Raw genomic sequence first — 22,519 nt, forward strand, 5'->3', positions numbered from 1 at the left:
CGGGTGCCGCGGTCCCCCCCGCCCCCGCCGCCGCCGCCCCCCCCCCCCGCCCCCCCCCCCCCCCCCCCCCCCCCCCCCCCCCCCCCCCCCCCCCCCCCCCCCCCCCCCGGCCAGCTCGCGCGTGCGCACCTCCAGGGTGTCCAGGCGCACCGTCGTGACCGAGGCCGGCGGCAGCGGCGTCCAGCCCGTGGTGTCGATGCCGGCGGAGGTGAACACCACCGCCCCGTCCGGGCGGCGCAGCCAGCTCATCCGGTAGTACGCCTCGGCGTGGTCCAGGGGCAGGTCCGCCGGCGCCAGGCCGCCGGCCAGCAGGTCCTCCATCGGCACCGGCGCCGCCTCGCTGGCGTGCACCACCACCAGCTCGTCCGCGCTGAGCAGCACCGCGTTCAGGCTCGCGGCGGGGAACGCCTCGCGCAGCTGCAGCGTCGCCGCCGCGGCCGCGCCGGTCAGGTCGGCGCCGTCGTCGGCGTGCCGGCGAACCAGCGCGAAGATCCGCTCGCTGTCGGTGGTGCCGCGCACGTCCGCCAGGTGCCGGGCGCCCACCATCGACTCCAGCAGCGGCACCGAGGGCACCGAGCCGTTGTGGGCGAAGGCCAGGCCCTCGTGCAGGAAGGGGTGGCTGTTGTCGTGCCCCACCGTCATGCCCGAGGTCGCCAGCCGCAGGTGCACCAGGCGCGCGGTGCTCGCCCGCTCCGCCAGCGCCGTCGAGCCGTGCCGGGAGCGCTGCACCGGCAGGGCGTCGCGCACGCGGCGCACCTCGCCGCCCTCCAGCCAGGCGGTGCCCCAGCCGTCGGCGTGCAGGCCCGACAGGCCGCGGAAGGCCGCGAGCTGCTCGGGGCCGAGCACCTGCGCCAGCGTGGTGGGGCGCGGGGCGGCGAGGGCGAGGAGCCGGCACACGGGGACCTCCTGGGACGGACGGGCTGGTGAGGAGCATCGGCGTCCGGGCGGGGCGGCTGAACCGCCCCCCGCCCTCAAAGGTGCACCTCACCCCCGACACAGGTGGTGCTGCGCCCGCCCACCCACACCCGCCCCTCCAGCGTGCGCACCCGCACCACCCCGGCGCGGCCCACCCGGGCGCCCTGCGCGGCGGTGTAGTCCGGCGGCAGCACCCCGGTGCCGGTCAGCCACTGCGCCAGGCCCGCGTTGAGGCTGCCGGTCACCGGGTCCTCCGGCACCCCCAGGTCGGGCACGAAGGCGCGCACCTCCACCTGCTGCGGCGCGCCGCGCGGGTGGGCGCCCACCAGCCCCAGCGGCACCCCGCCCAGGGCGCGCGCGTCCACCTCCGCGTCCAGCACCGCCTGCGCCGAGGCCAGCCGCAGCGCCGCCCAGCCGGGACCGTTGTCCACCCACTGGTGGTCCAGCACGTCCTCGCGCCGCAGGCCCGCCGCGCCGGCCAGGCGCTGCACGAGCTCCTCCTCCAGCGGACCGCTGCGCACCAGGTCCGGGGCGCGGAAGCTCAGCGCGACGCCCTCCGCGCCCTCCGCGCCCTCCGCCCCGTCCGCGTCCGCGGTGTCGACGCGCACCGGCACCAGGCCCGCCCCGCACTCCTGCACCACCGTCCCGGCCGTGCGGGGGGTGCCGCCGGCGCCCAGCCAGGCGTGCGCGGAGCCCAGCGTGGGGTGCCCGGCGAAGGGCAGCTCGCCCCCGGGGGTGAAGATCCGCAGCCGGTAGTCCGCCCCCGGGTCCCGCGGCGGCAGCACGAACGTGGTCTCCGACAGGTTCGTCCACGCCGCGAAGCGCTGCATGGCCTCCGTCTCCAGGCCCTGCGCGTCCAGCACCACCGCCACCGGGTTGCCCCGGTACGGCACCGCGGAGAAGACGTCGACCTGGGCGAACGGGCGGGGGCGGGGCACGGGCGCTCCTCGGCGGGACGGGCTGACGGGGGCTGCCAGGATGGCCCGGTGCCGGTCAGCGAGGGGGGACGCGCGCCGGGCGGCGCGCACGAGCAGCGGGACCCGGGCGAGCAGGGCGAGCCGCACGAGCCGCAGCGCGTCGTGGGCGTCGGCCCCTGGGAGGGGCCCTGGCCCGACGACCCCCGCTACGACCCCGAGCTGCTGCGCGAGGGCGACCGCCGCAACGTCGTCGACGCCTACCGGTACTGGTCGAACGCCGCCATCGTCGCCGACCTCGACACGCGGCGGAACCCCCTGCACGTCGCCGTCGAGAACTGGCAGCACGACGCCAACATCGGCTCCGTGGTGCGCACCGCCAACGCCGTCAACGCCGCCGGCGCCCACGTGGTGGGCCGCAGGCGGTGGAACCGCCGCGGCGCCATGGTCACCGACCGCTACCTCAGCGTGCACCACCACGCCGACGTCGCCGCGCTGGCGGACTGGGCCGCGCAGCGCGGCCTGCCGCTGGTGGGGATCGACAACGTCGACGGCTCGGTGCCGCTGGAGACGTACGACCTGCCGCGCGCGTGCGTGCTGCTGTTCGGGCAGGAGGGCCCGGGCCTGACGGACGAGGCGGTGGCGCGCTGCACGGACGTGCTGGCGATCGCCCAGTTCGGCTCCACCCGCTCGCTCAACGTCGGCGCGGCGGCGGCCGTGGCGGTGCACGCCTGGGTGCGCCGGCACGTCTTCGACCAGCGGCCCTGACGCGCGGCGCGCCCCCGCCGAGCAGCACGGCCCGCCGCTCCCCGGCCGCGGCGGCGGCCCGGCCGGAGCGGCACCGCTCGGCGCGCTCGGCTCACCACACGTCGCCCTCGCGCCAGTCGGCCAGCAGCGGCACGGTGACGTCCCGGGCGCCGGCCGGGTCGTGCACGTGCAGGCCGCCGTCGTCGTCCGGGGTGGCCCGCACCCCCTCGGGGGTCAGCACGCCGGAGGGCCCGCGCCACACGCGCCAGCCGCGCGAGCGGTACAGCCGCGCCCCGTCGGGGGAGGCGCTGAGGAAGGCGGCCTCGTGGGCGCGGGCGGCGAGGTCCTCCACGACGCCCATCAGCGCCGAGCCCAGGCCGCGCCGGCGGTGCGCGGCGTCCACGGCGACGGCCTCGACGTAGCCGGCGCGCACGAGGCGCCTGCCGGCGAGCAGGTGGCGCTGCACGAGGGAGGCGTGCCCGACGAGCCGGTCGCCCTCCAGCGCCAGCACGTGCAGGCCGCCCAGGGCGTGGCGCAGGTCCTCGTCGGTGGCCTGCCCCTCGAACGCGGCGTCGAGCAGGGCGCGCAGCTCGCGCCGCCGCCGCTCGCCCAGGTCCGCGGTGTGCACGACGCTCAGCTCCGCGGGGACGTCCACCCCCCGATCGTGCCGCACGCACCGCGGCCCCGGCGCGGGGTGCGCCGGGGCCGCGGTGAGCGGTGCGGGAGGGGTCAGGGCAGGACCAGGACCGTGCCCACGACGATGCGCGCCGGGTTGTCGCCGATGAGGGCGCGGTTGGCGTTCCAGAGGTTCTGGTAGCCGCCGGCGACGCGGTTGTTCACCGCGATGCGGTACAGGGTGTCGCCCGGGCGCACCACGTAGGTGCGCGCGGCCGGGGCGGGCGCCGCGTGGACGACCGGCTCGGGCGCGGGGGCCGGGGCGGGCGCGGGGGCCGGGGCGGGCGCGGGGGCCGGGGCGGGAGCCGGCGCGGGGGCCGGGTGCAGCAGCGCCTGCTCCATGCCCACCGGGTCGGCCGCGCCGCGCAGGCCCAGCTTGCGCGAGCAGGACGGCCAGGCGCGCCAGCCCTGCCGGGCCAGCACGCGCTCGGCGGTGACGATCTGCTGCTCGCGGGTGGCCAGGTCCGCGCGGGGGGCGAACTGCCCGCCGCCGAAGCCGGTCCAGGTGCGCGGGCTGAACTGCAGGCCGCCGTAGTAGCCGTTGCCGGTGTTGATGTTCCAGCGCCCGCCGGACTCGCACTGGGCGAGGCGGTCCCACTCGGACACCGGGGCCGCGGAGGCGCTGGTGGCGGGGGCCAGGAGGGCGGCACCGGCCGCGCCGGCGGCGGCGGTGGCGAGCAGGCCGCGGCGCACGAAGCGCGACGGCGCGGTCAGGGCGCGGTGGCGCGCGGGCGTGCGGGCAGGACGGGACGACGCAGACATCGAGACCTCCAACGCCTGCGAGGTGAGCTGTCGGGTTCGGGTCGAAGGTTGTTGACCCGGCCGCCCGCGGGCGGCTTCACCCCGAGGACACCACCGCGCCGGAGCGCGACGGACGTCCGAGGAACCATGGGTCCCCCGCTCCTGCCCGGTGATCATGTTCCGGCGCGCGGTGGGCAGGACTCGGCGTGGTCCTCGCGACGGGCTCCCGAAAGGCTTCGGCAGCGTGCCGACCGTAACAAGAGGGAGGCCCGGCGTACACCACCACGTCGCCGCCGCGACCCCGCGGAGCCCGTCCCCGTGCGGTGGATCCCGTGCCGGTGTGACGAACCTCACGGCCGCGCACGGCGTGGCGGACCCGGCGGGGCGGGCTGCTCAGCTGTTGGCGAGCAGCTTGGCCACGGCCTCCTCGATGCGCGGGGTGAAGTCCCCCGCGCGCTCGCCGGGCTTGCCGTGCAGCGGCTCGCCGAACGTCACGCCGATGCGCGGGCGGCCCTTCGTGGGCCAGTTCTGCCGCGGCGGCATCGCCTCGAACGTGCCCCGCAGCGCCACCGGCACCACCGGCACCCCGGCCTCCAGCGCCAGGTACGCCGCGCCCTTCTTGAACGGGCGCATCTCGCCGGTGTAGCTGCGCCCGCCCTCGGGGAAGATCACCAGGCTCCAGCCGTCGGCCAGCAGCCGCGAGGAGGCGTTGGCCCCCGGCCCGCCGCGCCGGTCCAGCGGGAAGGTGCCGATCACCAGCCCCGAGGGGGCCGAGCGCCACCACACGTCGAAGAAGTAGTCCGCCGCCGCGGCCACCGCCACGCGCCGGCGGCGGCGCGGGCCCAGCGCCTCCAGCAGCACCGGGGTGTCCAGGTGCGAGGAGTGGTTCGCCACGATCACGGCCGGGCCGCCGAGGGCGTCCAGCACCTCCGCGCCGCGCACCTCGATGCGCACCTCGGCCCTCATCAGCGGGGTCAGCAGCGCCCGCTGCAGCCCCGCGCGCACCGCCGAGGCGGGCCGGGAGCGCACCCAGTCGTTGCGGTGGACCTTGCGCGGGCCGCCGCCGCCGGGACCGCCCGGCGCGCCCGCGCCGCCCCCGGCCGCCGACCCCGCCGAGCGGCGGCGCCGGGCCAGCGGGAAGGCCCGGACCAGCCGGCCGGGGCCGTCCTCACCCACGAGCATCGTCATGAGGGGACCTCCTCGCGCACGGCTCCGGGCGCGTTCGGGGTTCGTGACGGGCGCACCCCGGCATCCTCCCACGCCCCGCGCGGACCGCCCGGCAGCACCGCGCCGCCGGGCGGCCGGGCGGGGTCAGTCCGTGCCGGCGAGCACCTGCTGCGGCACCCGCAGCCGCCGCGCGGGGGAGGAGGCCGCCCAGTCCGCCACCGGCCAGCGCGAGCCGCGCGCCACCCGGAACAGCGCCACGTCCGGGGAGACGGCCGTGGGGTTGCCCACGGCCCTCAGCAGTGGCAGGTCCGGGTGCGAGTCGGCGTAGGCGTAGCTGGCGGACAGGTCCGCGCCCTGCACCTCCGCGTAGCGGCGCAGCCACGCCGCGCGCGACTCCCCGACCAGCGGGGGCGAGGTGAGGAACCCGGTGGCGCGCCGGTGCCCGCCGGGGCCGGCCTCCTCCTGCAGGTCCGTGCACACGACCTCGTCGAACAGCCCCGCCAGCGGGCGCGTCACCAGGCGCACGTCGCCCGTCATGAGGATCGTGCGGTGCCCGGCCTCGCGGTGCGCCTGGATGCGCCGCAGCGCGTCGGAGGAGACCTGCTGCAGGAACCGCGGCGCGAAGACGTCGTCGACGTACGCCTCCAGGGCGTCCAGGTCCACGCCGGCGTAGCCGCGGAACAGCGAGCGCAGGAAGCTGCCGCGGTCGCGGCGCTCGGCGGCGATCCAGCCCGGCAGGTGCCGCACCACGCGCGCGAACTCCGCCACCCGCGCCGGCGCGTCCAGCTGCGACAGGCGCAGCGTCAGGTAGGTGTCCACCACGGTGCCCGGCAGCAGCGTGCCGGCCAGGTCGAACACCGCCAGCACCGGCGCGGCGCCCTCGGCCACCGGCCGCAGCTCGCGCGGGCCGGAGGCGGCCTCGGCGGCCTTGCGGCGCCGGCGGATCTCCTCGTACTTGCGCATCTGCCCGGTCACGCTGGGGCAGTGGGTGTCGCGCCAGTACGCCTTCCAGTCCACCACCGCGGTGTCGAAGCCCCACAGCTCCACGTCGGCGGGGTCCAGCGAGCGGTGCAGCGCCAGGGTGTTGTCGTCGACGAAGCGCAGCTCCGCCTCCGTGTACGCCTTGTACAGGTCCATGTAGCGGCGGGCGAACTCCACCTGGCGGCGGGCGGCGTCGAGCTTGCGCGAGGCCGCGCGGACCCGCTCCGAGCGCGGGGCCAGCGCCAGCGCGCGGTTGCCGACGCCGGTCAGCAGCTCCCCGGCGCGGACCTTGCGCTCGACCTTGTTCTGCCCCGGGAACTGCCAGGTCGGCATGACCTCGGGGGAGGAGTCGAAGGGGTGCTCGGTGAAGTAGGCGCGCACGTGCTCGTACAGCTCGCGGAACGTGATCGGGTTCCGGGCGCCGGAGGAGACGTGGTAGTACGCCGGGCGCGACAGCGGCGGCGGCGTCGCGGCGGCCTTGAGGATCGCGTTGACGACGTGGTCGATCGGCACGACGTCGAGCACGGAGTCCGGGGCGGCGGGGAACTCGGTCAGCTCGCCCTTGCCGTAGGCCAGGATGATCGGCTCGGCCATCTTGAAGCCCTCGATCCAGCCCGGGTGCGGGTGGACCAGCGCGGACTCCACGATGCTCGGGCGCAGGATCGTCGTCGGCACCACCGGGGCGGCGACCTCCTCGACGAAGCGCTCGCCCATCGCCTTGGTGAACGTGTAGCAGTCCGTCCAGCCCAGGGTGCGGGCGCGCTCCTTGCCGGCGGCCTTCTGCTGCTCGGCGACCCACTCCACGCGGCGGCGCTCGGCGTCGGCGGCCACCGTCAGCGGCCCGGCGCGGCCGTGGTCGCGCTCGGCGGCGCGCAGGAACTCGCGCAGCTGCGCGTCCAGGCGCGAGTCCTCCTCGATGCGCTCGGCCAGGCGCAGGCCGTGCTGCAGCTCGGTGCGCCAGTCCACCTCGTGGTCCACGGCCCGCTCGGGCACCGCGCCGCGGCGGCGGCCGCCGACGTAGGCGGTGGACACGTGCACGTAGTGCACGGGCCGCTCGGGGCGGGTGGCCGCCAGCACCCGGTCCACCAGCGACTTCGTGCCCAGCACGTTGGTGGTGAAGGCGTCCTGCACCAGCGGGTCGAAGGAGACGTCGCCGGCGCAGTGCACGACGGCGTCGAGCCCGCCGGGCAGCTCCGGCACGTCCGCCAGGTCGCCCTCCAGGACCTCCACGCGCGTCTTCAGCAGGTCGTCGGGGTCCCCGGCCGCCGTGAAGATCGCCTTCCGCAGCAGCGAGCGCATGCGGTCCTCGCCGCTCTGGCCCGGCTTGGGCCGCACCAGCGCGACCACGGTCGTCCCCGGCAGGTCCACCAGGACCCGCTGCAGCAGCGCCTCGCCGATGAAGCCGGTCACACCGGTCAGGAGGAGGCGCTTGCCGTCGAGCTGCTCAGCCAATCGCACCGGGCGATCCTGCCACGACCGCGGGGGATCCCCGGACGCCCCGGACCCGCCCGGCGCACCCGGCGCCGTCCCCCGGTCGAGGGGCGCGGCGCCCGCTCAAGTAGCCCTCCGTGGCGCCGATGGCTAGGGAGGTGCAGCCGAACAGGGGAGCTGCCGAGCGAGGGAGTCACCATGGCGAGCGCGACGAGCACCTCGCGCCCGGCCCGGCAGGCCGTGCGCCCGACCGGTCAGGAGCGGACCTTCGGGGCGGACGAGCTGATCGTCTCCAAGACGGACACCCGCGGCATCATCACCTACGCCAACGACGTCTTCTGCCGCGTCGGCGCCTACGAGCTGCACGAGGTCATCGGGCAGCCGCACAACCTCATCCGGCACCCCGACATGCCCCGCGCCGTCTTCAAGCTGCTGTGGGACACCGTCGGCTCCGGCAAGGAGCTGTTCGCCTACGTCAACAACCTCGCCGCCGACGGCGCCAACTACTGGGTGCTGGCGCACGTCACGCCCTCCCTCGGCGCGAGCGGCAAGATCGTCGGCTACCACTCCAGCCGCCGCCGCCCCGCCCCCGCCGGCGTGGAGGCGATCAAGCCGCTGTACCGCGAGCTGCTCGCGGAGGAGTCCCGCGCCGGTTCCGGCCGCGCCGCCGCCGAGGCCGGCAGCGCCCTGCTGAAGCGCCGCCTGGCCGAGCGCGGCGTCGACTACGACGAGTTCGTGTGGTCCCTGATCCCCGACGTGGAGGCCTGAGATGAGCACCAGCGCCAAGCGAGGCCTCTTCGGCCGCTCCGGCCGGTCCACCGGCGGCGACGCCGCCGAGCTGGCCCTGTACAAGGCCCTGGTCGAGCAGGTCTCCCGCGTGTGCGAGGCCGCCGCCGCCGGCGACTCCGAGGCGCGCGTGGCCGGCGTGCCCGGCTCGGAGGCCGTGCCGGAGCTGGCCGCGGTGGCGCAGAGCGTCAACCGGGCCCTGGACGTCTCCGACGCCTTCGTGCGCGAGGCCGGCGCGGTCCTCAGCTCCGCCGCCGAGGGCCGCTACCACCGCCGCCTGCTGCTGGGCGGCCTGCGCGGCGCCTACCGCGCCAGCGCCGCCAGCATCGACGGCGGGCGCGCCAGCATGCAGCGCGACGCGCGCAGCATCGCCGCCGCCGCCGACTCGCGCCTGGTCCTCGCCGACACCTTCGAGGCCGACGTCCTCGGCGTCGCCCAGCAGGTCGCCACCGCCTCCACCGAGCTCAGCGCCTCCGCGCAGGGCCTGTCGACGGCCGCCTCGGCCGCCAGCGTCGAGGCGGACCAGGCGTCGGTGACCATGCAGGCGCTCACCCAGGCCTCCGAGGAGATCCAGCAGGTCGTCTCCGTCATCAACAGCATCGCCGACCAGACCCGCCTGCTCGCCCTCAACGCGACCATCGAGTCCGCCCGCGCCGGCGAGGCCGGGCGCGGCTTCGCGGTCGTGGCCGCCGAGGTCAAGGAGCTGGCCGACCAGACCGGCCGCGCCACCGAGCAGGTCTCGCAGCAGGTGGCCAGCATCCGCGCCCAGGCGCAGGGCGCCGTGCAGGCGATCACCGGCATCAGCTCCACCGTGGCCGAGATGAACGGCCTGGTGGACGGCGTGCGCGCCGCCGTGGACGGCGGCGGCAACTGGGGCGGCGCGCAGGACGTCACGGGCCTGTCCCGCCTGGCCGAGGAGCTGCGCACCAAGATCGACGGCTTCCTCGCCGGCCTGCGCGGCTGAGGCCCCACCGGTCCCGCCCCGGGGAGGGCGGGACCGGTGGGCGCGTCGGGGTGACAGGGCGCGACCGGTGCGGTGATGATCGGGCCGAACCAGCCGGACGAACCGCGAGGAGGCGGCCGTGTCCACTGCCGTGCCCAGTCCCGAGGACACCAGCCGCCGCCGCAGGAGGCCGGGCCCGCGCTCGGTCCTCGTCTGGACGCTGGTGGCCCTGGTCGGCGCCACCGCCTGGACGGTGCTCGCGCTGGCGCGCGGGGAGTCCGTCAACGCGCTGTGGATCCTGTTCGCCGCGCTGGCCTCGTACGCGATCGCCTACCGCTTCTACGCCCGGTTCCTCACGTACCGGGTGCTGCGCGCGGACGACGCGCGCGCCACCCCCGCCGAGCGCCTGCACAACGGCGTGGACTACGAGGTCACCGACCGGCGGGTGCTGTTCGGGCACCACTTCGCCGCCATCGCCGGCGCCGGGCCGCTGGTCGGCCCCGTGCTCGCCGCGCAGATGGGCTACCTGCCCGGCACGATCTGGATCGTCGTCGGCGTGATCTTCGCCGGGGCCGTGCAGGACCTGACGGTGCTGTTCTTCTCGATGCGCCGCGACGGCAAGAGCCTGGGGCAGATGGTGCGCGAGGAGATCGGCCCGGTCGGCGGCGCCGCCGCCCTGGTCGCCGTGTTCGCCATCATGATCATCATCCTGGCGGTGCTGGCGCTCATCGTCGTCAACGCCCTGGCCGAGTCCCCCTGGGGCGTGTTCTCCATCGCCCTGACGATCCCCATCGCCCTCTTCATGGGCCTGTACCTGCGCTACCTGCGCCCCGGCCGCGTCCTGGAGGCCACCGGCATCGGCGTCGTGCTGCTGCTGGCCGCGATCGTCGGCGGCGGCTACGTCGAGCAGCTCGGCCTGGCCGGCAGCCTGACGCTGAGCAAGGAGACGCTCGTGCTGGCCCTGGTGGCGTACGGGTTCGTCGCCTCCGTGCTGCCGGTGTGGCTGCTGCTGACCCCGCGCGACTACCTGTCGACGTTCATGAAGGTCGGCGTCATCGTCCTGCTGGCCGTCAGCCTGCTCATCGCCCGGCCCGTCCTGGCCAACGACGCGGTGACGTCCTTCGCCCGCGAGGGGAACGGGCCGGTGTTCGCCGGCTCGCTGTTCCCGTTCGTCTTCATCACCATCGCCTGCGGCGCCCTGTCCGGGTTCCACGCCCTCATCGCCTCGGGCACCACCCCGAAGATGGTCGCCAAGGAGCGCCAGGTCCGCCTCATCGGCTACGGCGGCATGCTCATGGAGAGCTTCGTCGCCATCAGCGCCCTCATCGCCGCCTCCGTCATCGACCAGGGCGTGTACTTCGCGATGAACTCCCCGGCCGGCGCCACCGGCGGCACCGCCGAGTCCGCCTCGCAGTTCCTCGCCGGCATCGGCGTCACCACCGCGCCGGAGACCCTCACCGCCACCTCCCAGGCCGTGGAGGAGGAGATCATCTCCCGCACCGGCGGGGCGCCGACCCTGGCGCTGGGCATCTCGCAGATCTTCCACAGCGCCTTCGGCGGCGGCCTGCAGGCGTTCTGGTACCACTTCGCGATCATGTTCGAGGCGCTGTTCATCCTCACCGCCGTCGACGCCGGCACCCGCGTGGGCCGCTTCATGCTCCAGGACACGGTCGGCAACGTCTGGAAGCGCTTCGGGGACCTGTCCTGGCGCCCGGGCAACCTGCTGGCCAGCGCCGTCGTCGTCGCCGCGTGGGGCTACTTCCTCTACGCCGGCGTCACCGACCCCCTGGGCGGGGTGAACCAGCTCTTCCCGCTGTTCGGCATCGCCAACCAGCTCCTGGCCGCCATCGCCCTGACCCTGGCCACCACGCTGCTCATCAAGCACGGCCGAGCCCGCCACGCCTGGGTGACCGGCGTCCCGCTGGCCTGGGACCTCGTGGTCACCATGACCGCGAGCTGGCAGAAGGTGTTCTCCGACAACCCCGCCATCGGCTACTTCGCCCAGGCCGACCTGTACCGCGAGGCCCGCGCCGCCGGGGAGCTGCTGGGGGCGGCGAAGGACGCCGGGCAGATGCAGCAGGTCGTCACCAACTCCACCGTCAACGGCGTCCTGCAGTCCGTCTTCGCGCTGCTCGTGATCGTCGTGGCGCTCAACGCCGCCGTCGTCGTCGCCCGCGCCCTGCGCGCCGGGTCGCTGCCCACCACCGAGGTGCCCGCGGTGCCCTCGCGCCTGCGCGAGCCGGCCGGGCTGTTCGCCACCGCCGAGGAGAAGCGCGAGCTGGCCACCGCCGGCGAGGAGGCCGTGCGGTGAGGGCCCTGCTGCGCGGGCTGCGCTGGTGCGCGCGCCAGATCGACGGCACCGACCGCTGGGAGGAGCACCTGCGCTCGGCCGCCGAGCACGGCCACCGGCCGCTGACCCGGCGCGAGTTCGAGCGCCGCCGCGCCGACGCCCGCGCCGGCGCGGTCTCCTCCCGCTGCTGCTGAGCGCCGCGGCGCCCGGCGGCTGCGAGGATCGCGCCGTGGTCGAGATGGGAACCGCGGAGTTCGAGGAGGCCGTCGCCGACGCCCTCGACGAGATCCCCGAGCAGCTCGCGCGGGCGATGGACAACGTCGTCGTCCTCGTCGAGGACGACCCGCCCGAGGGGTTCCCGCCGGACCTGCTCGGGCTGTACGAGGGGACCCCGCTCACCGAGCGGGGCACCTGGTGGGCCGCCGGCGCGCTGCCGGACCGCATCACCGTCTTCCGCCGCCCCACCCTGGCCGTCTGCCGCGACCGCGAGCAGGTCGTGCAGGAGGTGCGCGTGACCGTCGTGCACGAGGTGGCCCACCACTTCGGCATCGACGACGAGCGCCTGCACGAGCTCGGCTGGGCCTGAGCGGGGCCCCCGCCACCCGGACGGGCCAGCCCTTGCTCCGATCCGGGACAGATGCGCGGCGGCGGTGCGGTCCCCCTCGCGCGGCGCCGATGGCTGGTGGGTGAGCACCGGAACGACGCCCCGAGGAGAACGATGAAGACCGTCCTGGCCATCGACACGATCAAGCCGATCGGTGTCCGGGAGCTCAACGGCTTCCTGACCGGCATCGCCGCCGCGGTGCCCGGCTGCTTCGTGTCGCAGGGCCCCAGCACCCGCGGCCGGCTGACGGTGACCATCCTGGCGCCCACCGCGGTGCCCCTGGAGGTCGCCGAGCAGGTCCTGGACACCCTGCCGCACCTGTGCGAGTCCATCACCGGGCTGTCCCTGCACGACCCGGCCCGCCGGGCGGCGCCCGCGCCGCTGGGCTGAGGCGCCCGCAACCCGGACGGAGCAGCGGGCGCTCAAGGCGGGCGCCGCGCGCGCCGACGCCGTCCCCGTGGCCGTGCGGCCACCTCGAGCAGCGGGGGTGGCGCGGTGGCCGGCACGGGCACTGGCTGGAAGCGGTGGTGGCGCGCGGTGGCGGGCGGTCGGGCCGCCGCGGCGGGCACCGCCGCGCTCCTGGCGGGAGCCGCGCTCGCGGCCGTGCCCGCGCTGCCCGCGCCCCCGGCCGCGGCGGCGCAGTCCCCGGCGGCGTGCAGCGCCTCCGTCGCCCTCGTCAACGGCGGCTTCGAGCAGCCCGTCGTGCCCAGCGACAACTGGCAGCAGCGCCCCGAGGACCAGGTGCCCGGCTGGCGCACCAGCGCCACCGACCGCCTCATCGAGATCTGGCGCCACCCGTACCAGCAGATCGTCCCCGGCTCCGGCAGCCAGTACGCCGAGCTGAACGCCACGCAGGCCTCCACCCTGTACCAGGAGGTGGCCACCGTGCCCGGCCAGACGCTGCGCTGGCAGCTGCAGCACCGCGGCCGCAAGGGCGTGGACACGATGCAGGTCGAGATCGGCGCCCCCGGCGGCCCCCAGGTCGGCCAGGGCGAGCTCAGCGACGGCAACACCGCCTGGGGCACCCACTCCGGCACCTACACCGTGCCCGCCGGCCAGACCACCACCCGCTTCGGGTTCAAGGCCCTGCGCGCCGCCGGCAAGGTCGTCGAGGGCAACTTCCTCGACAGCATCTCCTTCGGCACGGGCGCCTGCGTGGTGACGACCGCCACCGCCGCCCCCGCCGCCGGCACGCCCGTCGACGTGGGCGACGTGCTCACCTACACGGTCACCGCCGCCAACGGCGGGGGGAACCCCGCCCAGGGCAGCGTCGTCACCGACGAGCTGCCCGCCGGCACCGCGTTCGTGCCCGGCTCGATCAGGGCGCTCAACGGCACCACCGCCACCGCGGTGACCGACGCCGCCGGCGACGACGCCGGCGGCTACGACGCGGCCACCCGCACCGTGGCGCTGCGCGTGGGCGACGGCGCCGGCGCGAGCGCGGGCGGGGCGATCCCGGCGGGGGAGAGCCGCGCGCTGTCCTACCAGGTGCGCGTGGAGCGCTCCGCCGCCACGACGACCCTGGTCGACGACGCCGCGACCACCTCCACCGACCCGCTCTCCGGCACCCGGTCGACGTCCACCTCGAACACCCTCACCCACCCCGTCGCCGCCGCGGCCGACCTCAGCGCCGCCGCGCGGCTGGTCTCCGGCACCCCGGTCGCCGGCCTGCCGGTGCGCTTCGAGGCCACCGCCACCGCCTCCGGCCCGCAGACCGCCACCGCGGCCCGCCTGGCCGTGCAGGTGCCCGCGGGCCTGACCGGCGTCGCGGTGACCGGTCCCGGCGGCCCCTGCCCCGTCGCGGCCGGCACCGCCACCTGCGCCCTGGGCGACCTCGCGCCCGGCGCGGCGGGCACCGCCACCCTCACCGGCGACGTGCCCGCCGACGCGCAGCCCGGCACCCCGCTGACGGTCCCCGTCGCCGCGAGCAGCGCCCTGCACGACCCGACGCCCACCGACGCCACGGCCTCGGCCACCGGCTCCGTCACCGCCTCCGCCGACCTCGCCGTCGCGCTGGCGCACTCCCCGGACCCGGTCGCCGGCGCCGACGTCACCTACACCGCCACCGTCGTCAACGACGGGCCCTCCACCGCGCGCGGCGTCGTGCTGTCCGACCCGCTGCTCACCGGCTCCACCCACCGCTCCGGGGGCGTCACCACCACCGGCGGCGCCACCGGCCCCTGCGCACCGGTGGCGACCGGGACCGGCGCCGTGGAGTGCACCGTGCCCGACCTGGCCCCCGGCGAGGTCGCCACCGCCACGCTCGTGGTGGGGCTCTCGCCCGGCGGCGGCGGCGCGGTGGACAACGCGGTGTCCGTCACCGCGGCCACCCCCGACCCCGACACCGCCGACAACCACGCCGCCGTCGCCTCCGCCGGCAGCACCCGCGCCGACCTGGGCGTCGAGCTGTCCCTGGCCTCGGCCACCGCCCGCCCCGGGCAGACCGTGCCGTTCACCCTCGTCGTGCGCAACGACGGCCCGTCGACGGCCACGAACGTGTCGTTCAACACCGTCGTGCCCGCCGGGGTGAGCGTCGTGCGCGCCCCCAGCCCGTACTGCACGCCCACCGCCTGCACCCTGCCGGCGCTGCCCGCCGGCGCCGCCGTCACGCTCACCGGCGACGCCGTCGTCGGCCCCGACGCCCAGGCGGGCCGGCACCGGGCCACCACCACGGTCGTCTCGCCCACCGACGACCCGGACCGCTCCGGCAACACCGACACCGTCGACTTCGAGTTCGTCCTGGAGTCCGACCTGGCCCTGGCGCAGGCCGTCGGCGCCCCCGGCGGCGGCGACCTCGTGGCCGGCGAGCCCGTGCGCACCACCCTGACCGCCACCAACGCCGGTCCCACCCGCGCCGAGGGCCTGACCCTGCGCCAGGCCGTGCCCGCCGGGCAGCCGGTCCCCGCGGCCACCGCGGGCGCCGGCTCGTGCACCTTCGCCGGCACCGCCGCCGCGGGCGTGACCGGCGCCGCCGGCACCCTCGTCTGCACCCTGGACGCCCTGCCCGCCGGCGCCACCTGGGACGTCGTGCTCGACGCCGTCCTGCCGGCCGACCACCCCGAGGGCGCGTTCACCCGCACCACGGAGCTGACCTCCGCCTCCCCGGACCCCCACCCCGGCGACGGCACCGCCACCACCAGCACCCCCGTCGTGCGGCGCGCCGACCTGTCCACCACCCTCACCCGCACCGGCGGCCCCGTCACCGCCGGCGGGGCCGTGGCGTACACCGCCACCGCCGCCAACGCCGGCCCCAGCGCCGCGCCCGCGGCGACCCTGGGCGTGCGGCTGCCCGCCGGCCTCGCCGACGTCACCGCGCACGTGCCCGGCGGCACCTGCACCACCGCCGCCGGCGCCGTCACCTGCGACCTGGGCACCCTGGCGCCCGGGCAGCAGCGCACCCTCGCCCTGACCGGGACCGTGCCCGCCGACACCGCCCCCGGCACCCGGCAGTCCCTCACCGCCTCCCTGGCCGCCGCCGCGCAGGACCCCGACACCGCCGGCAACACCGCCTCGGTCTCCGACGCGGTCACCGCCTCCGCCGACCTCGCCGTCGCGCTGGCGCACTCCCCGGACCCCGTCGCCGGGGGCGTCGTCACCTACACCGCGACCGTCACCAGCGCCGGCCCGGCGCTGGCCCGCGGCGTCGTGCTCTCCGTCCCGCTGGCGCACGGCTCCGCGCTCGTCTCCGCCGACGCCCCCGGCGGGGCGTGCGCGCCGACCTCGCCCGGCGCCGTGGAGTGCACCCTGCCCGACCTCGCCCCCGGCGCTGGCGCGGTGGTGGACCTCCGGGTGCGGCTGGACCCCGCGGGCGACGGCGCGGTGGACGCCGCCGTGTCCGTCAGCGCCGCCACGCCCGACCCGGACCCCGCCGGCAACACCGCCACCGTCAGCTCCGGCGGGAGCGCCCTGGCCGACGTCTCCGTGGACCTGCGCGCCGACCGGGCCACGGCGCACCCCGGGGACTCCGTGCCCTTCACGCTGGTCGTCACCAACCACGGCCCCTCCACGGCCACCGGCGTCTCCTTCGGCACCGCGGTGCCGCCGGGCGTGCGGGTCGTGCGGCCCGCGAGCACGCTCTGCACGCCCACCGCCTGCACCCTGCCCGCCCTGGCCCCGCACGTGCCCGGCACCGCCGACGACCCCCTGACCCTCGCCGACGGCGTCGTCACCATCACGGGCACCGCGGAGTTCGGCGCGGACGTGCAGGCCGGGCGCGGGCGCGCCGGCACGACCGTCGTCTCCCCGACCCCCGACCCCGACCGCTCGGACAACACCGACGCGTTCGACTTCGACGTGCTGCTGTCGGCGGACCTGGCCCTCACCCACGCCGTCACCGGCCCCGGCGGCGGCGACGTCGTCGCGGGCGGAGCCCTGGAGTCGCGCACCTCCGTCACCGACCGCGGGCCCACCCGCGCCGAGGGCCTGACGCTGCGCCTGCCGGTGCCCGCCGGGCAGCCGGTGCCCGCCGCCGGCGCCTCCCTCGGCTCGTGCGCCTTCCACGGGGACGTCACCGGCGAGGGCCTGACCGCCGGCGGCGGCACCGTCGACTGCACCCTGGAGGTGCTGCCCGCCGGGCGCACCTGGGACGTCGTGCTCAGCACGGTGCTGCCCGCGACGTCCACCGCGGCCTCCCTGACCCGCACCGCGACCGTCACCGCCGCCTCCCCGGACCCCGACCCCGCGAACGACACCGCCACAGCCGCCGTCCCGGTGCGCCGCGTCGCCGACCTGGGCCTCGCCCTCGGCACCACCACCCCCGGCGTGCTGCGCGGCGGGGAGGTCCGCCTGCGCGCCGAGGTCGTCAACGCCGGCCCGTCCGCGGCCGCGGACGCGGTGGTGCGCCTGAGCACCGCCGGCGGCACGCGCCTCACCGCGGGCACCGCCACCGCGGGCTCCTTCGACCCCGCCACCGGCGAGTGGCGCCTGCCGCCGCTGGCCCCCGGCGACGGCGCCGCCCTGGACCTGGTGGGCACGGCCACCGGCGCGGGCCGCGCCACCACCACCGCCGCGGTGACCTCCACCGCGAGCACCGACCCCGGCGCCGGCGACGACTCCGCCTCCGTGGCGGTGGACGTCGCCGAACCGCCCGCCGCGCCGCGCGCCTCGCTCACCCTGACCACCACCGCCCTGCCCGCCCCCGCCGGGCCGGTCGCCCCGCCCGGGGCGTCGGTGCGCGCGCTCTCCGCCGCCCCGGTGCCCCCGGTGGCCCTGGGCGCCGGCGGCACCGTGCGCTACACCTACCTCGTCGTCAACGACGGCGAGCTCGCCGTGACGGACGTCGACGTCGCCGACGACCTGGTCGGCGCGGTGACCTGCCCGCGCACGGCCCTGGACGCGGGCACCTCGATGACCTGCACCTCGCTGGGCGCCCACCTCGTCACCCAGGCCGACGTCGACGCCGGGGCCGACGTCGTCAACCGCGCGCGCGTGCGGGGCCGGGCCCCCGGCGCGGCCTCGGCGCTGTCGTTCGGTCCCGTCTCCGACCCGGTGCCCGTCGTCGCGGCGGCCCCCGCGCTGGCGGCCGAGCAGAGCGTCGCCTGGGACGACGCCGACCGCGACGGCGCCTTCGACGCCGGCGAGACCCTGCGGTGGCGGGTGTCGGTCACCAACACCGGCAACGTCACGCTCACCGACCCCGCGGTCACCGGCCTGCCCGCGCCGGTGACCTGCCCGCGCACGGCCCTGGCCCCCGGCGCGTCGGCGACCTGCGTCAGCGGCACCTACGTGCTCACCGCCGAGGACGCCGCGGCCGGCGCGCGCGACGACGTCGCCTCCGTCGTCGCCGCCGGCCCGCGCGGCGGGGCCGGGGGGACGGCCACCTCCTCGCTCACGCCGGGCGACCCCGGCACCGGTGGCGGTGGCGGTGGCGGTGGCACGGGCGGCCCGGGGACCGGCGGTCCCGGCGGGACCGGCACGGGTGGTCCGGGAGCCGGGGGGACCGGCACGGGCGGGACCGGCCCCGGCGGCACGGGCAGCGGCGGGACCGGCTCGACCGGCGGCGGCTCCAGCGGGGGGACCGGGACCGCCGGCGGCACCGGCACGGGCGGGAGCACCGCGACGGGCCCGCGTCCCACCACCGGGACGCCGGCAGCGCCGTCCACGCCTCCCGCGCGGTCCACGGCGGGCGGCACCGCCGGTCACCGGGACACCCCTCGACCCGGCGCCCTGGCCCGCACCGGCAGCGAGACCCTCGCCGCGCTCGGGGCCGGCCTGCTCCTGGTGGCCGCCGGCCTGCTCGCCCTGCGCGCGGGGCGCCGCCGCACCCGCTGACCACCGGTCCCGCGGCGGTGCCGCGCTCAGAACCCCGAGCGCGGCACCCCGCGGCCCGGGTCGACGCGCGCCGGGCCGCCGGGGGAGGGGCGCACGTCCACGTCGAAGATCGCCGTCGGCAGGTAGACGGTCGCGCACGCGTTGGGGATGTCCACCACGCCCGAGAGCCTGCCCTCGATCGGCGCCGCCCCGAGGATCACGTACGCCTGCTCCGGGGTCCACCCGAACTTCGTCAGGTAGTCGATGGCGTGCAGGCACGCGCGCTGGTACGCCAGGTACGGGTCCAGGTAGCGCTGCTCGTCGTCGAGGGTGACCGAGGTCCCCGAGAACGCCAGCCACTGCTCGTAGCGCGGGTCGGTGCCGCCCGGCAGGAAGACCGCGTTCTCGGTGACGCCGTACGTCTCCATGCCGCCGCGGACGACGTCGACGTGCAGGTCGATGAACCCGCCCATCTCGATCGCCCCGCAGAAGGTGATCTCCCCGTCCCCCTGGGAGAAGTGCAGGTCGCCCACCGACAGGTTCGCCCCGTCGACGAACACCGGGTAGAAGACGCGCGAGCCCTTCGTGAGGTTCTTGATGTCCTGGTTCCCGCCGTTCTCCCGCGGCGGCGCCGTGCGGGCGGCCTCGGCGGCGACCCGGTCGAACTCCGGGCCCGTCAAGGACCCCAGGACCGCGTCCTGCGCCAGCGGCGGCAGCGCCAGCGGCGGCACCCGGTCCGGGGCGGTCGCGATGAGCGCTCCCTCCCGCCGGTTCCACCGGGCCAGCAGCTCCGCCGACGGCGCGGTGCCCATCAGGCCCGGGTGCACGATCCCGGTGAACGACACCCCCGGCACGTGCCGCGACGTTGCGGTCTGCCCCTGGAAGTCCCACACCGCCTTGTAGGCGTCCGGGAACTGCTCCGTGAGGAAGCCGCCGCCGTTGCGCGTGGCGAAGATCCCCGTGTACCCCCACCCCTGCCCGGCCAGCGGCCCGGAGTCCTCCTGCGGGATCGGCCCCACGTCGAGGATGTCGACGACCAGCAGGTCGCCGGGGCGGGCGCCCTCCACGGCGATCGGGCCGCTGAGCACGTGCACCGTGGACAGCGGCGCGTCCCTGATGTCGTCGGCGGAGTCGTCGTTGCGCACGGCCCCGTCGAACCACTCCCGGCAGTGCACCCGGAACGACGTGCCCGGCCGCACGTGGACCTGCGCGGGGATGTCGGGGTGCCAGCGGTTGTGCCCGACCAGCGCCTGGTCGGTGAACCGCTTCGTGGAGTCCAGCGGGAAGACCACCTCGGGCACGTCGCCTCCTCAGTCCGGTGTCCGCCGCGCGCGCACCGCCTCAGGGGCGGGGCAGCCGCCGCAGCGCTGGGTCCGCCGGCGCGGTGCGCCGCGGCCGGGCCGGTGCGGGCGGTGCCGCGACCACCCGGGGTTCGTCGCGCGAGCTCTCGGTGCCCTCGATCGCCCGCACCCGGGCGCGGGAGGCGAACGACACCATCGGGCCCGTGAAGGAGCGCTTCGCCGGGCCCGCGCAGTCCGGGCACGTCATCTCCGCCGGGGCCGTGCCCATGGGGCGGTCCACCTCGAGCAGGCCGTCCTGCGGACAGCGGTACTGGTACTGCGCCACGACGCCTCCCCGGACGACCGGAACCCGCGTGGCCGTGATCTTTCTCGCGGACCGAGGAGCGCGTCAAGGGTTTCCCGGGCCGGGTTCCTCGCGGGCCGGGTTCCTCGCCGGGCGCGGACCCGGCCGGCGCGGACGTCAGCCGGTGGCCGCCCGCGCCGGCGCGCTCAGCGAGACCTCCGCCGCGCTGAGCGGCCGCGCGTACAGGTACCCCTGGGCCAGGCCGCAGTTCAGGGCCCGCAGGGCGCCGGCCTGCTGCTCGGTCTCCACGCCCTCGGCGATGACGTCCAGGCCGAGGCTGCGGGCCAGTTCCACGATCGTGGCCACGAGCGTGGTGGCCGAGCCGCCGCCGGCGAGGTCGCCGACGAAGGAGCGGTCGACCTTGACGATGTCGACGGGCAGGTGGCGCAGGTAGGACAGGCTGGAGTAGCCGGTGCCGAAGTCGTCGATGGCGATGCGCGCGCCGAGCTCGCGCAGCTTCTGCAGGCGCGCGGCGGTGCCGGTGAGGTCGTCGACGAGCAGGCTCTCGGTGATCTCCAGGGTGAGCTGCTGCGGCGGCAGGCCGGACTCGCGCAGCGCGGCGGCGACCACGTCGACGACCTCGTCGTCGGCGAGCTGCACGGCGGAGAGGTTCACGCCGACGGTCACGGGGCGGCCGTGCTCGCGGGACCACCGCGCGGCCTGCTCGGTGGCGGTGCGCAGCACCCACGCGCCGATCCCGACGATCGCGCCGCTGCTCTCGGCGAGCGGCACGAACTCCAGCGGCGAGACGGTGCCGCGCTGCGGGTGGTGCCAGCGCAGCAGCGCCTCGAAGCCCTCGGTGGTGCCGCTGCGCAGCTCCACGGTGGCCTGGTAGTGCACCTCCAGCTCGCCGCGCTCGACGACGCCGTTGAGGTCCTCGCGCAGGTGCGCGCGCTCGGCGGCGGCCCGCCCCATCGCCTCGGCGTAGGTGACGGCGCGGTCCCCGCCGCGCGCCTTGGCCTGCTGCACCGCCAGCTCGGCGTTGCGCAGCAGCAGCTCGGTGGTGCCGGTGGCGCCCAGGGTGGCGCTGTCGGCGACGCCGGCGCTGGCCTGCAGGGCGAGCTGCTGCCCGCGCACGGTGACGGGCTCGCGGACGGCGGCGAGGAAGCGCTCGGCGGCGCCGGCGGCGGCGGTGGCGGTGGCGTCGGCGCCGGTGAGCACGACGGCGAACTCGTCGCCCTCCAGGCGGGCCACGCGGTCGCCGGCCCGCGCGCCGGCGAGCAGCCGGTGGGCGACGGTGCGCAGGACCTCGTCGCCGGCGGTGGTGCCGCGCACGTCGTTGACGCTCTTGAACCCGTCCAGGTCGAGCAGCACCACGGCTGTGGGCCCGCCGCGGGACAGGGCGCGGTCGATGACCTCCCCGAGCTGGGTGCGGTTGGCCAGGCCGGTGAGGGGGTCGTGCAGGCCCTGCTGCTCGTTCAGGCGCCAGGAGGCCAGGTGGGCGCAGCTGGCGGCCAGGACGAAGCCGGCGTGCACGAGCGTCCAGCGCCAGGGGTCCTCCACGGCGTGGTGGTGGGCGTAGACGCTGTGCGGGAAGAGGGTGCCGAGCACGCCGTGGTGCAGGACGACGATGCCCAGGCCGACGCCGAAGGGCACCCAGTCCTGGTAGAGCGCGACGACGCCGACGACGACGAAGAAGTGGAAGTGCGCCTCGATGAGGCCGCCGGTGAGGTCGACCAGGACCGCGGAGGCGGCGAAGAGGCTGGCGGTGGCGGCGGCGGAGGTGGCCGCGCGCCCGAAGCGCCGCGGCAGCGCGGCGGGCAGCGGTGCGAGGACCAGGGCGACGAGGCCGAGGACGTGCGCGGTGCCGTTGCCCAGCGCCAGCCCCACGGGCACGAGGGCGGCGGCCTGGACGAGCGCGATGGCGATCAGGACGTGGTGGCGCCGCTGCCACACGGGTCCCGGCAGCCGCCGCCCCTCGGGCAGCACCCCGCCCGCCGCGCTCCGCAGGGCCCGGCGCGCCGTCCCCGTCCACGTCACGAGGGGGTGCCTCGACCCGTCCGGCGCGGTGCTTGAGGGTCCCCCACCCGGGTGGCGGAATCGGCCGTCGGCGCGCGGGGTTGCAGAGCGCGTGATGATCGACCTCCTGAGCTTCGAGATGGCCCGAGCGGCGTTCGAGGAGCGCCGCTACACCGACGCGGTCTCCGGTCTCGAACCGCTGCTGGAGCGCAACCCCGACGACCGTGCGCTGCGGGAGCTCCTCGCACGTTCCTACTTCGGGGCCGCCATGCTCGGCAAGGCGGAGGCGCAGGCGCGCGAGCTGGTGCGCCGGGCCCCCGCCGACGGGTACGCGCACCTGCTGCTGGCGCGCAGCCTGGAGCGGCAGAGCCGCACCTCCGAGGCGCGCGGGCACCGCGTCATGGCGCACGTGCTCGGCGCCGACGACTGAGCCCCCCGCGCTCGGACCCCGCGGTCCCCGCCGGCGCGCCGGC

The 22,519-nt window shown here is 77.2% G+C and carries 18 protein-coding genes and 1 riboswitch; of the genes, 9 read left to right on the plus strand and 9 right to left on the minus strand.

All coding sequences use genetic code 11. The annotated features are described in order from the left end of the window. Window positions 1-897: class II glutamine amidotransferase (locus ACRYR7_RS15215; RefSeq protein WP_432572953.1), on the minus strand; the 897-nt coding region annotated here is incomplete at its 3' end. Window positions 898-971: 74 nt separating this feature from the next. Next, window positions 972-1,853, minus strand: a complete 882-nt coding sequence (locus tag ACRYR7_RS15220; RefSeq protein ID WP_432572954.1) for a PhzF family phenazine biosynthesis protein — start codon at window positions 1,851-1,853, stop codon at window positions 972-974. Window positions 1,854-1,994: 141 nt separating this feature from the next. Here ACRYR7_RS15220 and ACRYR7_RS15225 point away from each other — a divergent pair, with 141 nt between their 5' ends. Then, on the plus strand, window positions 1,995-2,597 hold the full coding sequence (locus ACRYR7_RS15225; protein ID WP_432572969.1) for a TrmH family RNA methyltransferase: 603 nt from the start codon (window positions 1,995-1,997) through the stop codon (window positions 2,595-2,597). 91 nt (window positions 2,598-2,688) lie between these two features. Here the strand turns inward: ACRYR7_RS15225 and ACRYR7_RS15230 are convergent, their stop codons facing one another. The 4 genes from ACRYR7_RS15230 to ACRYR7_RS15245 form a co-directional block, all read right to left on the minus strand. Next, window positions 2,689-3,231, minus strand: a complete 543-nt coding sequence (locus ACRYR7_RS15230; RefSeq protein WP_432572955.1) for a GNAT family N-acetyltransferase — start codon at window positions 3,229-3,231, stop codon at window positions 2,689-2,691. A gap of 74 nt (window positions 3,232-3,305) precedes the next feature. Continuing rightward, window positions 3,306-4,013: a transglycosylase family protein gene (locus ACRYR7_RS15235; protein ID WP_432572956.1), complete on the minus strand. Its 708-nt coding sequence runs from the start codon at window positions 4,011-4,013 to the stop codon at window positions 3,306-3,308. Between the two features lie 6 nt (window positions 4,014-4,019). After that, window positions 4,020-4,178, minus strand: a riboswitch (cyclic di-AMP (ydaO/yuaA leader). 207 nt (window positions 4,179-4,385) lie between these two features. Continuing rightward, window positions 4,386-5,180 carry a lysophospholipid acyltransferase family protein gene (locus tag ACRYR7_RS15240; RefSeq protein ID WP_432572957.1) on the minus strand — a complete coding sequence of 265 codons (795 nt, stop codon included), beginning with the start codon at window positions 5,178-5,180 and terminating at the stop codon, window positions 4,386-4,388. A 123-nt stretch (window positions 5,181-5,303) separates the two neighbouring features. Further along, on the minus strand, window positions 5,304-7,598 hold the full coding sequence (locus tag ACRYR7_RS15245; protein ID WP_432572958.1) for an SDR family oxidoreductase: 2,295 nt from the start codon (window positions 7,596-7,598) through the stop codon (window positions 5,304-5,306). 171 nt (window positions 7,599-7,769) lie between these two features. On the opposite strand from ACRYR7_RS15245, the gene ACRYR7_RS15250 reads away from it, so the two are divergent. From ACRYR7_RS15250 to ACRYR7_RS15280, 7 genes are all read left to right on the plus strand, one after another. Further along, on the plus strand, window positions 7,770-8,339 hold the full coding sequence (locus ACRYR7_RS15250) for a PAS domain-containing protein (protein ID WP_432572959.1): 570 nt from the start codon (window positions 7,770-7,772) through the stop codon (window positions 8,337-8,339). Window position 8,340: 1 nt separating this feature from the next. After that, on the plus strand, window positions 8,341-9,321 hold the full coding sequence (locus ACRYR7_RS15255) for a methyl-accepting chemotaxis protein (protein WP_432572960.1): 981 nt from the start codon (window positions 8,341-8,343) through the stop codon (window positions 9,319-9,321). Window positions 9,322-9,439: 118 nt separating this feature from the next. After that, a complete protein-coding gene (locus tag ACRYR7_RS15260) occupies window positions 9,440-11,611 on the plus strand; it encodes a carbon starvation CstA family protein (protein ID WP_432572961.1) in 2,172 nt (723 codons plus the stop codon). After that, a complete protein-coding gene (locus ACRYR7_RS15265) occupies window positions 11,608-11,784 on the plus strand; it encodes a CstA-like transporter-associated (seleno)protein (RefSeq protein WP_432572962.1) in 177 nt (58 codons plus the stop codon). The genes ACRYR7_RS15260 and ACRYR7_RS15265 overlap by 4 nt, the downstream gene beginning before the upstream one ends. Window positions 11,785-11,828: 44 nt before the next feature. Next, window positions 11,829-12,176, plus strand: a complete 348-nt coding sequence (locus tag ACRYR7_RS15270) for a metallopeptidase family protein (RefSeq protein WP_432572970.1) — start codon at window positions 11,829-11,831, stop codon at window positions 12,174-12,176. Window positions 12,177-12,308: 132 nt separating this feature from the next. Continuing rightward, complete coding sequence (locus ACRYR7_RS15275; RefSeq protein ID WP_432572963.1) at window positions 12,309-12,584, plus strand: hypothetical protein; 276 nt, start codon at window positions 12,309-12,311, stop codon at window positions 12,582-12,584. A gap of 147 nt (window positions 12,585-12,731) precedes the next feature. Further along, window positions 12,732-18,464, plus strand: a complete 5,733-nt coding sequence (locus ACRYR7_RS15280) for a DUF7507 domain-containing protein (protein ID WP_432572964.1) — start codon at window positions 12,732-12,734, stop codon at window positions 18,462-18,464. A gap of 26 nt (window positions 18,465-18,490) precedes the next feature. Here ACRYR7_RS15280 and fmdA read toward each other — a convergent pair whose 3' ends face one another. The 3 genes from fmdA to ACRYR7_RS15295 form a co-directional block, all read right to left on the minus strand. Beyond that, window positions 18,491-19,744, minus strand: a complete 1,254-nt coding sequence (fmdA, locus tag ACRYR7_RS15285) for a formamidase (RefSeq protein WP_432572965.1) — start codon at window positions 19,742-19,744, stop codon at window positions 18,491-18,493. 40 nt (window positions 19,745-19,784) lie between these two features. Next, on the minus strand, window positions 19,785-20,069 hold the full coding sequence (locus ACRYR7_RS15290; RefSeq protein WP_432572966.1) for a zinc ribbon domain-containing protein: 285 nt from the start codon (window positions 20,067-20,069) through the stop codon (window positions 19,785-19,787). Window positions 20,070-20,204: 135 nt separating this feature from the next. Further along, window positions 20,205-22,067, minus strand: coding sequence for a putative bifunctional diguanylate cyclase/phosphodiesterase (locus ACRYR7_RS15295; RefSeq protein WP_432572967.1), 1,863 nt, complete (start codon window positions 22,065-22,067; stop codon window positions 20,205-20,207). A 94-nt stretch (window positions 22,068-22,161) separates the two neighbouring features. Here ACRYR7_RS15295 and ACRYR7_RS15300 point away from each other — a divergent pair, with 94 nt between their 5' ends. Further along, window positions 22,162-22,476 (plus strand): tetratricopeptide repeat protein, encoded by a 315-nt coding sequence (locus ACRYR7_RS15300; RefSeq protein ID WP_432572968.1) that lies wholly within the window; start codon window positions 22,162-22,164, stop codon window positions 22,474-22,476. The last annotated feature ends 43 nt before the right edge of the window (window positions 22,477-22,519 follow it).

This window comes from Kineococcus gurbantunggutensis (genome assembly GCF_050871925.1).
In the GTDB taxonomy this organism is placed as follows: Bacteria; Actinomycetota; Actinomycetes; order Actinomycetales; family Kineococcaceae; genus Kineococcus.

Coding starts and splice junctions, on each gene's coding strand:
- ACRYR7_RS15235 (WP_432572956.1), bottom strand. CDS start 4,013: ATGTCTGCGTCGTCCCGTCCTGCCCGCACGCCCGCGCGCCACCGCGCC.
- ACRYR7_RS15240 (WP_432572957.1), bottom strand. CDS start 5,180: ATGACGATGCTCGTGGGTGAGGACGGCCCCGGCCGGCTGGTCCGGGCC.
- ACRYR7_RS15250 (WP_432572959.1), top strand. CDS start 7,770: ATGGCGAGCGCGACGAGCACCTCGCGCCCGGCCCGGCAGGCCGTGCGC.
- ACRYR7_RS15255 (WP_432572960.1), top strand. CDS start 8,341: ATGAGCACCAGCGCCAAGCGAGGCCTCTTCGGCCGCTCCGGCCGGTCC.
- ACRYR7_RS15270 (WP_432572970.1), top strand. CDS start 11,829: ATGGGAACCGCGGAGTTCGAGGAGGCCGTCGCCGACGCCCTCGACGAG.
- ACRYR7_RS15275 (WP_432572963.1), top strand. CDS start 12,309: ATGAAGACCGTCCTGGCCATCGACACGATCAAGCCGATCGGTGTCCGG.
- ACRYR7_RS15300 (WP_432572968.1), top strand. CDS start 22,162: ATGATCGACCTCCTGAGCTTCGAGATGGCCCGAGCGGCGTTCGAGGAG.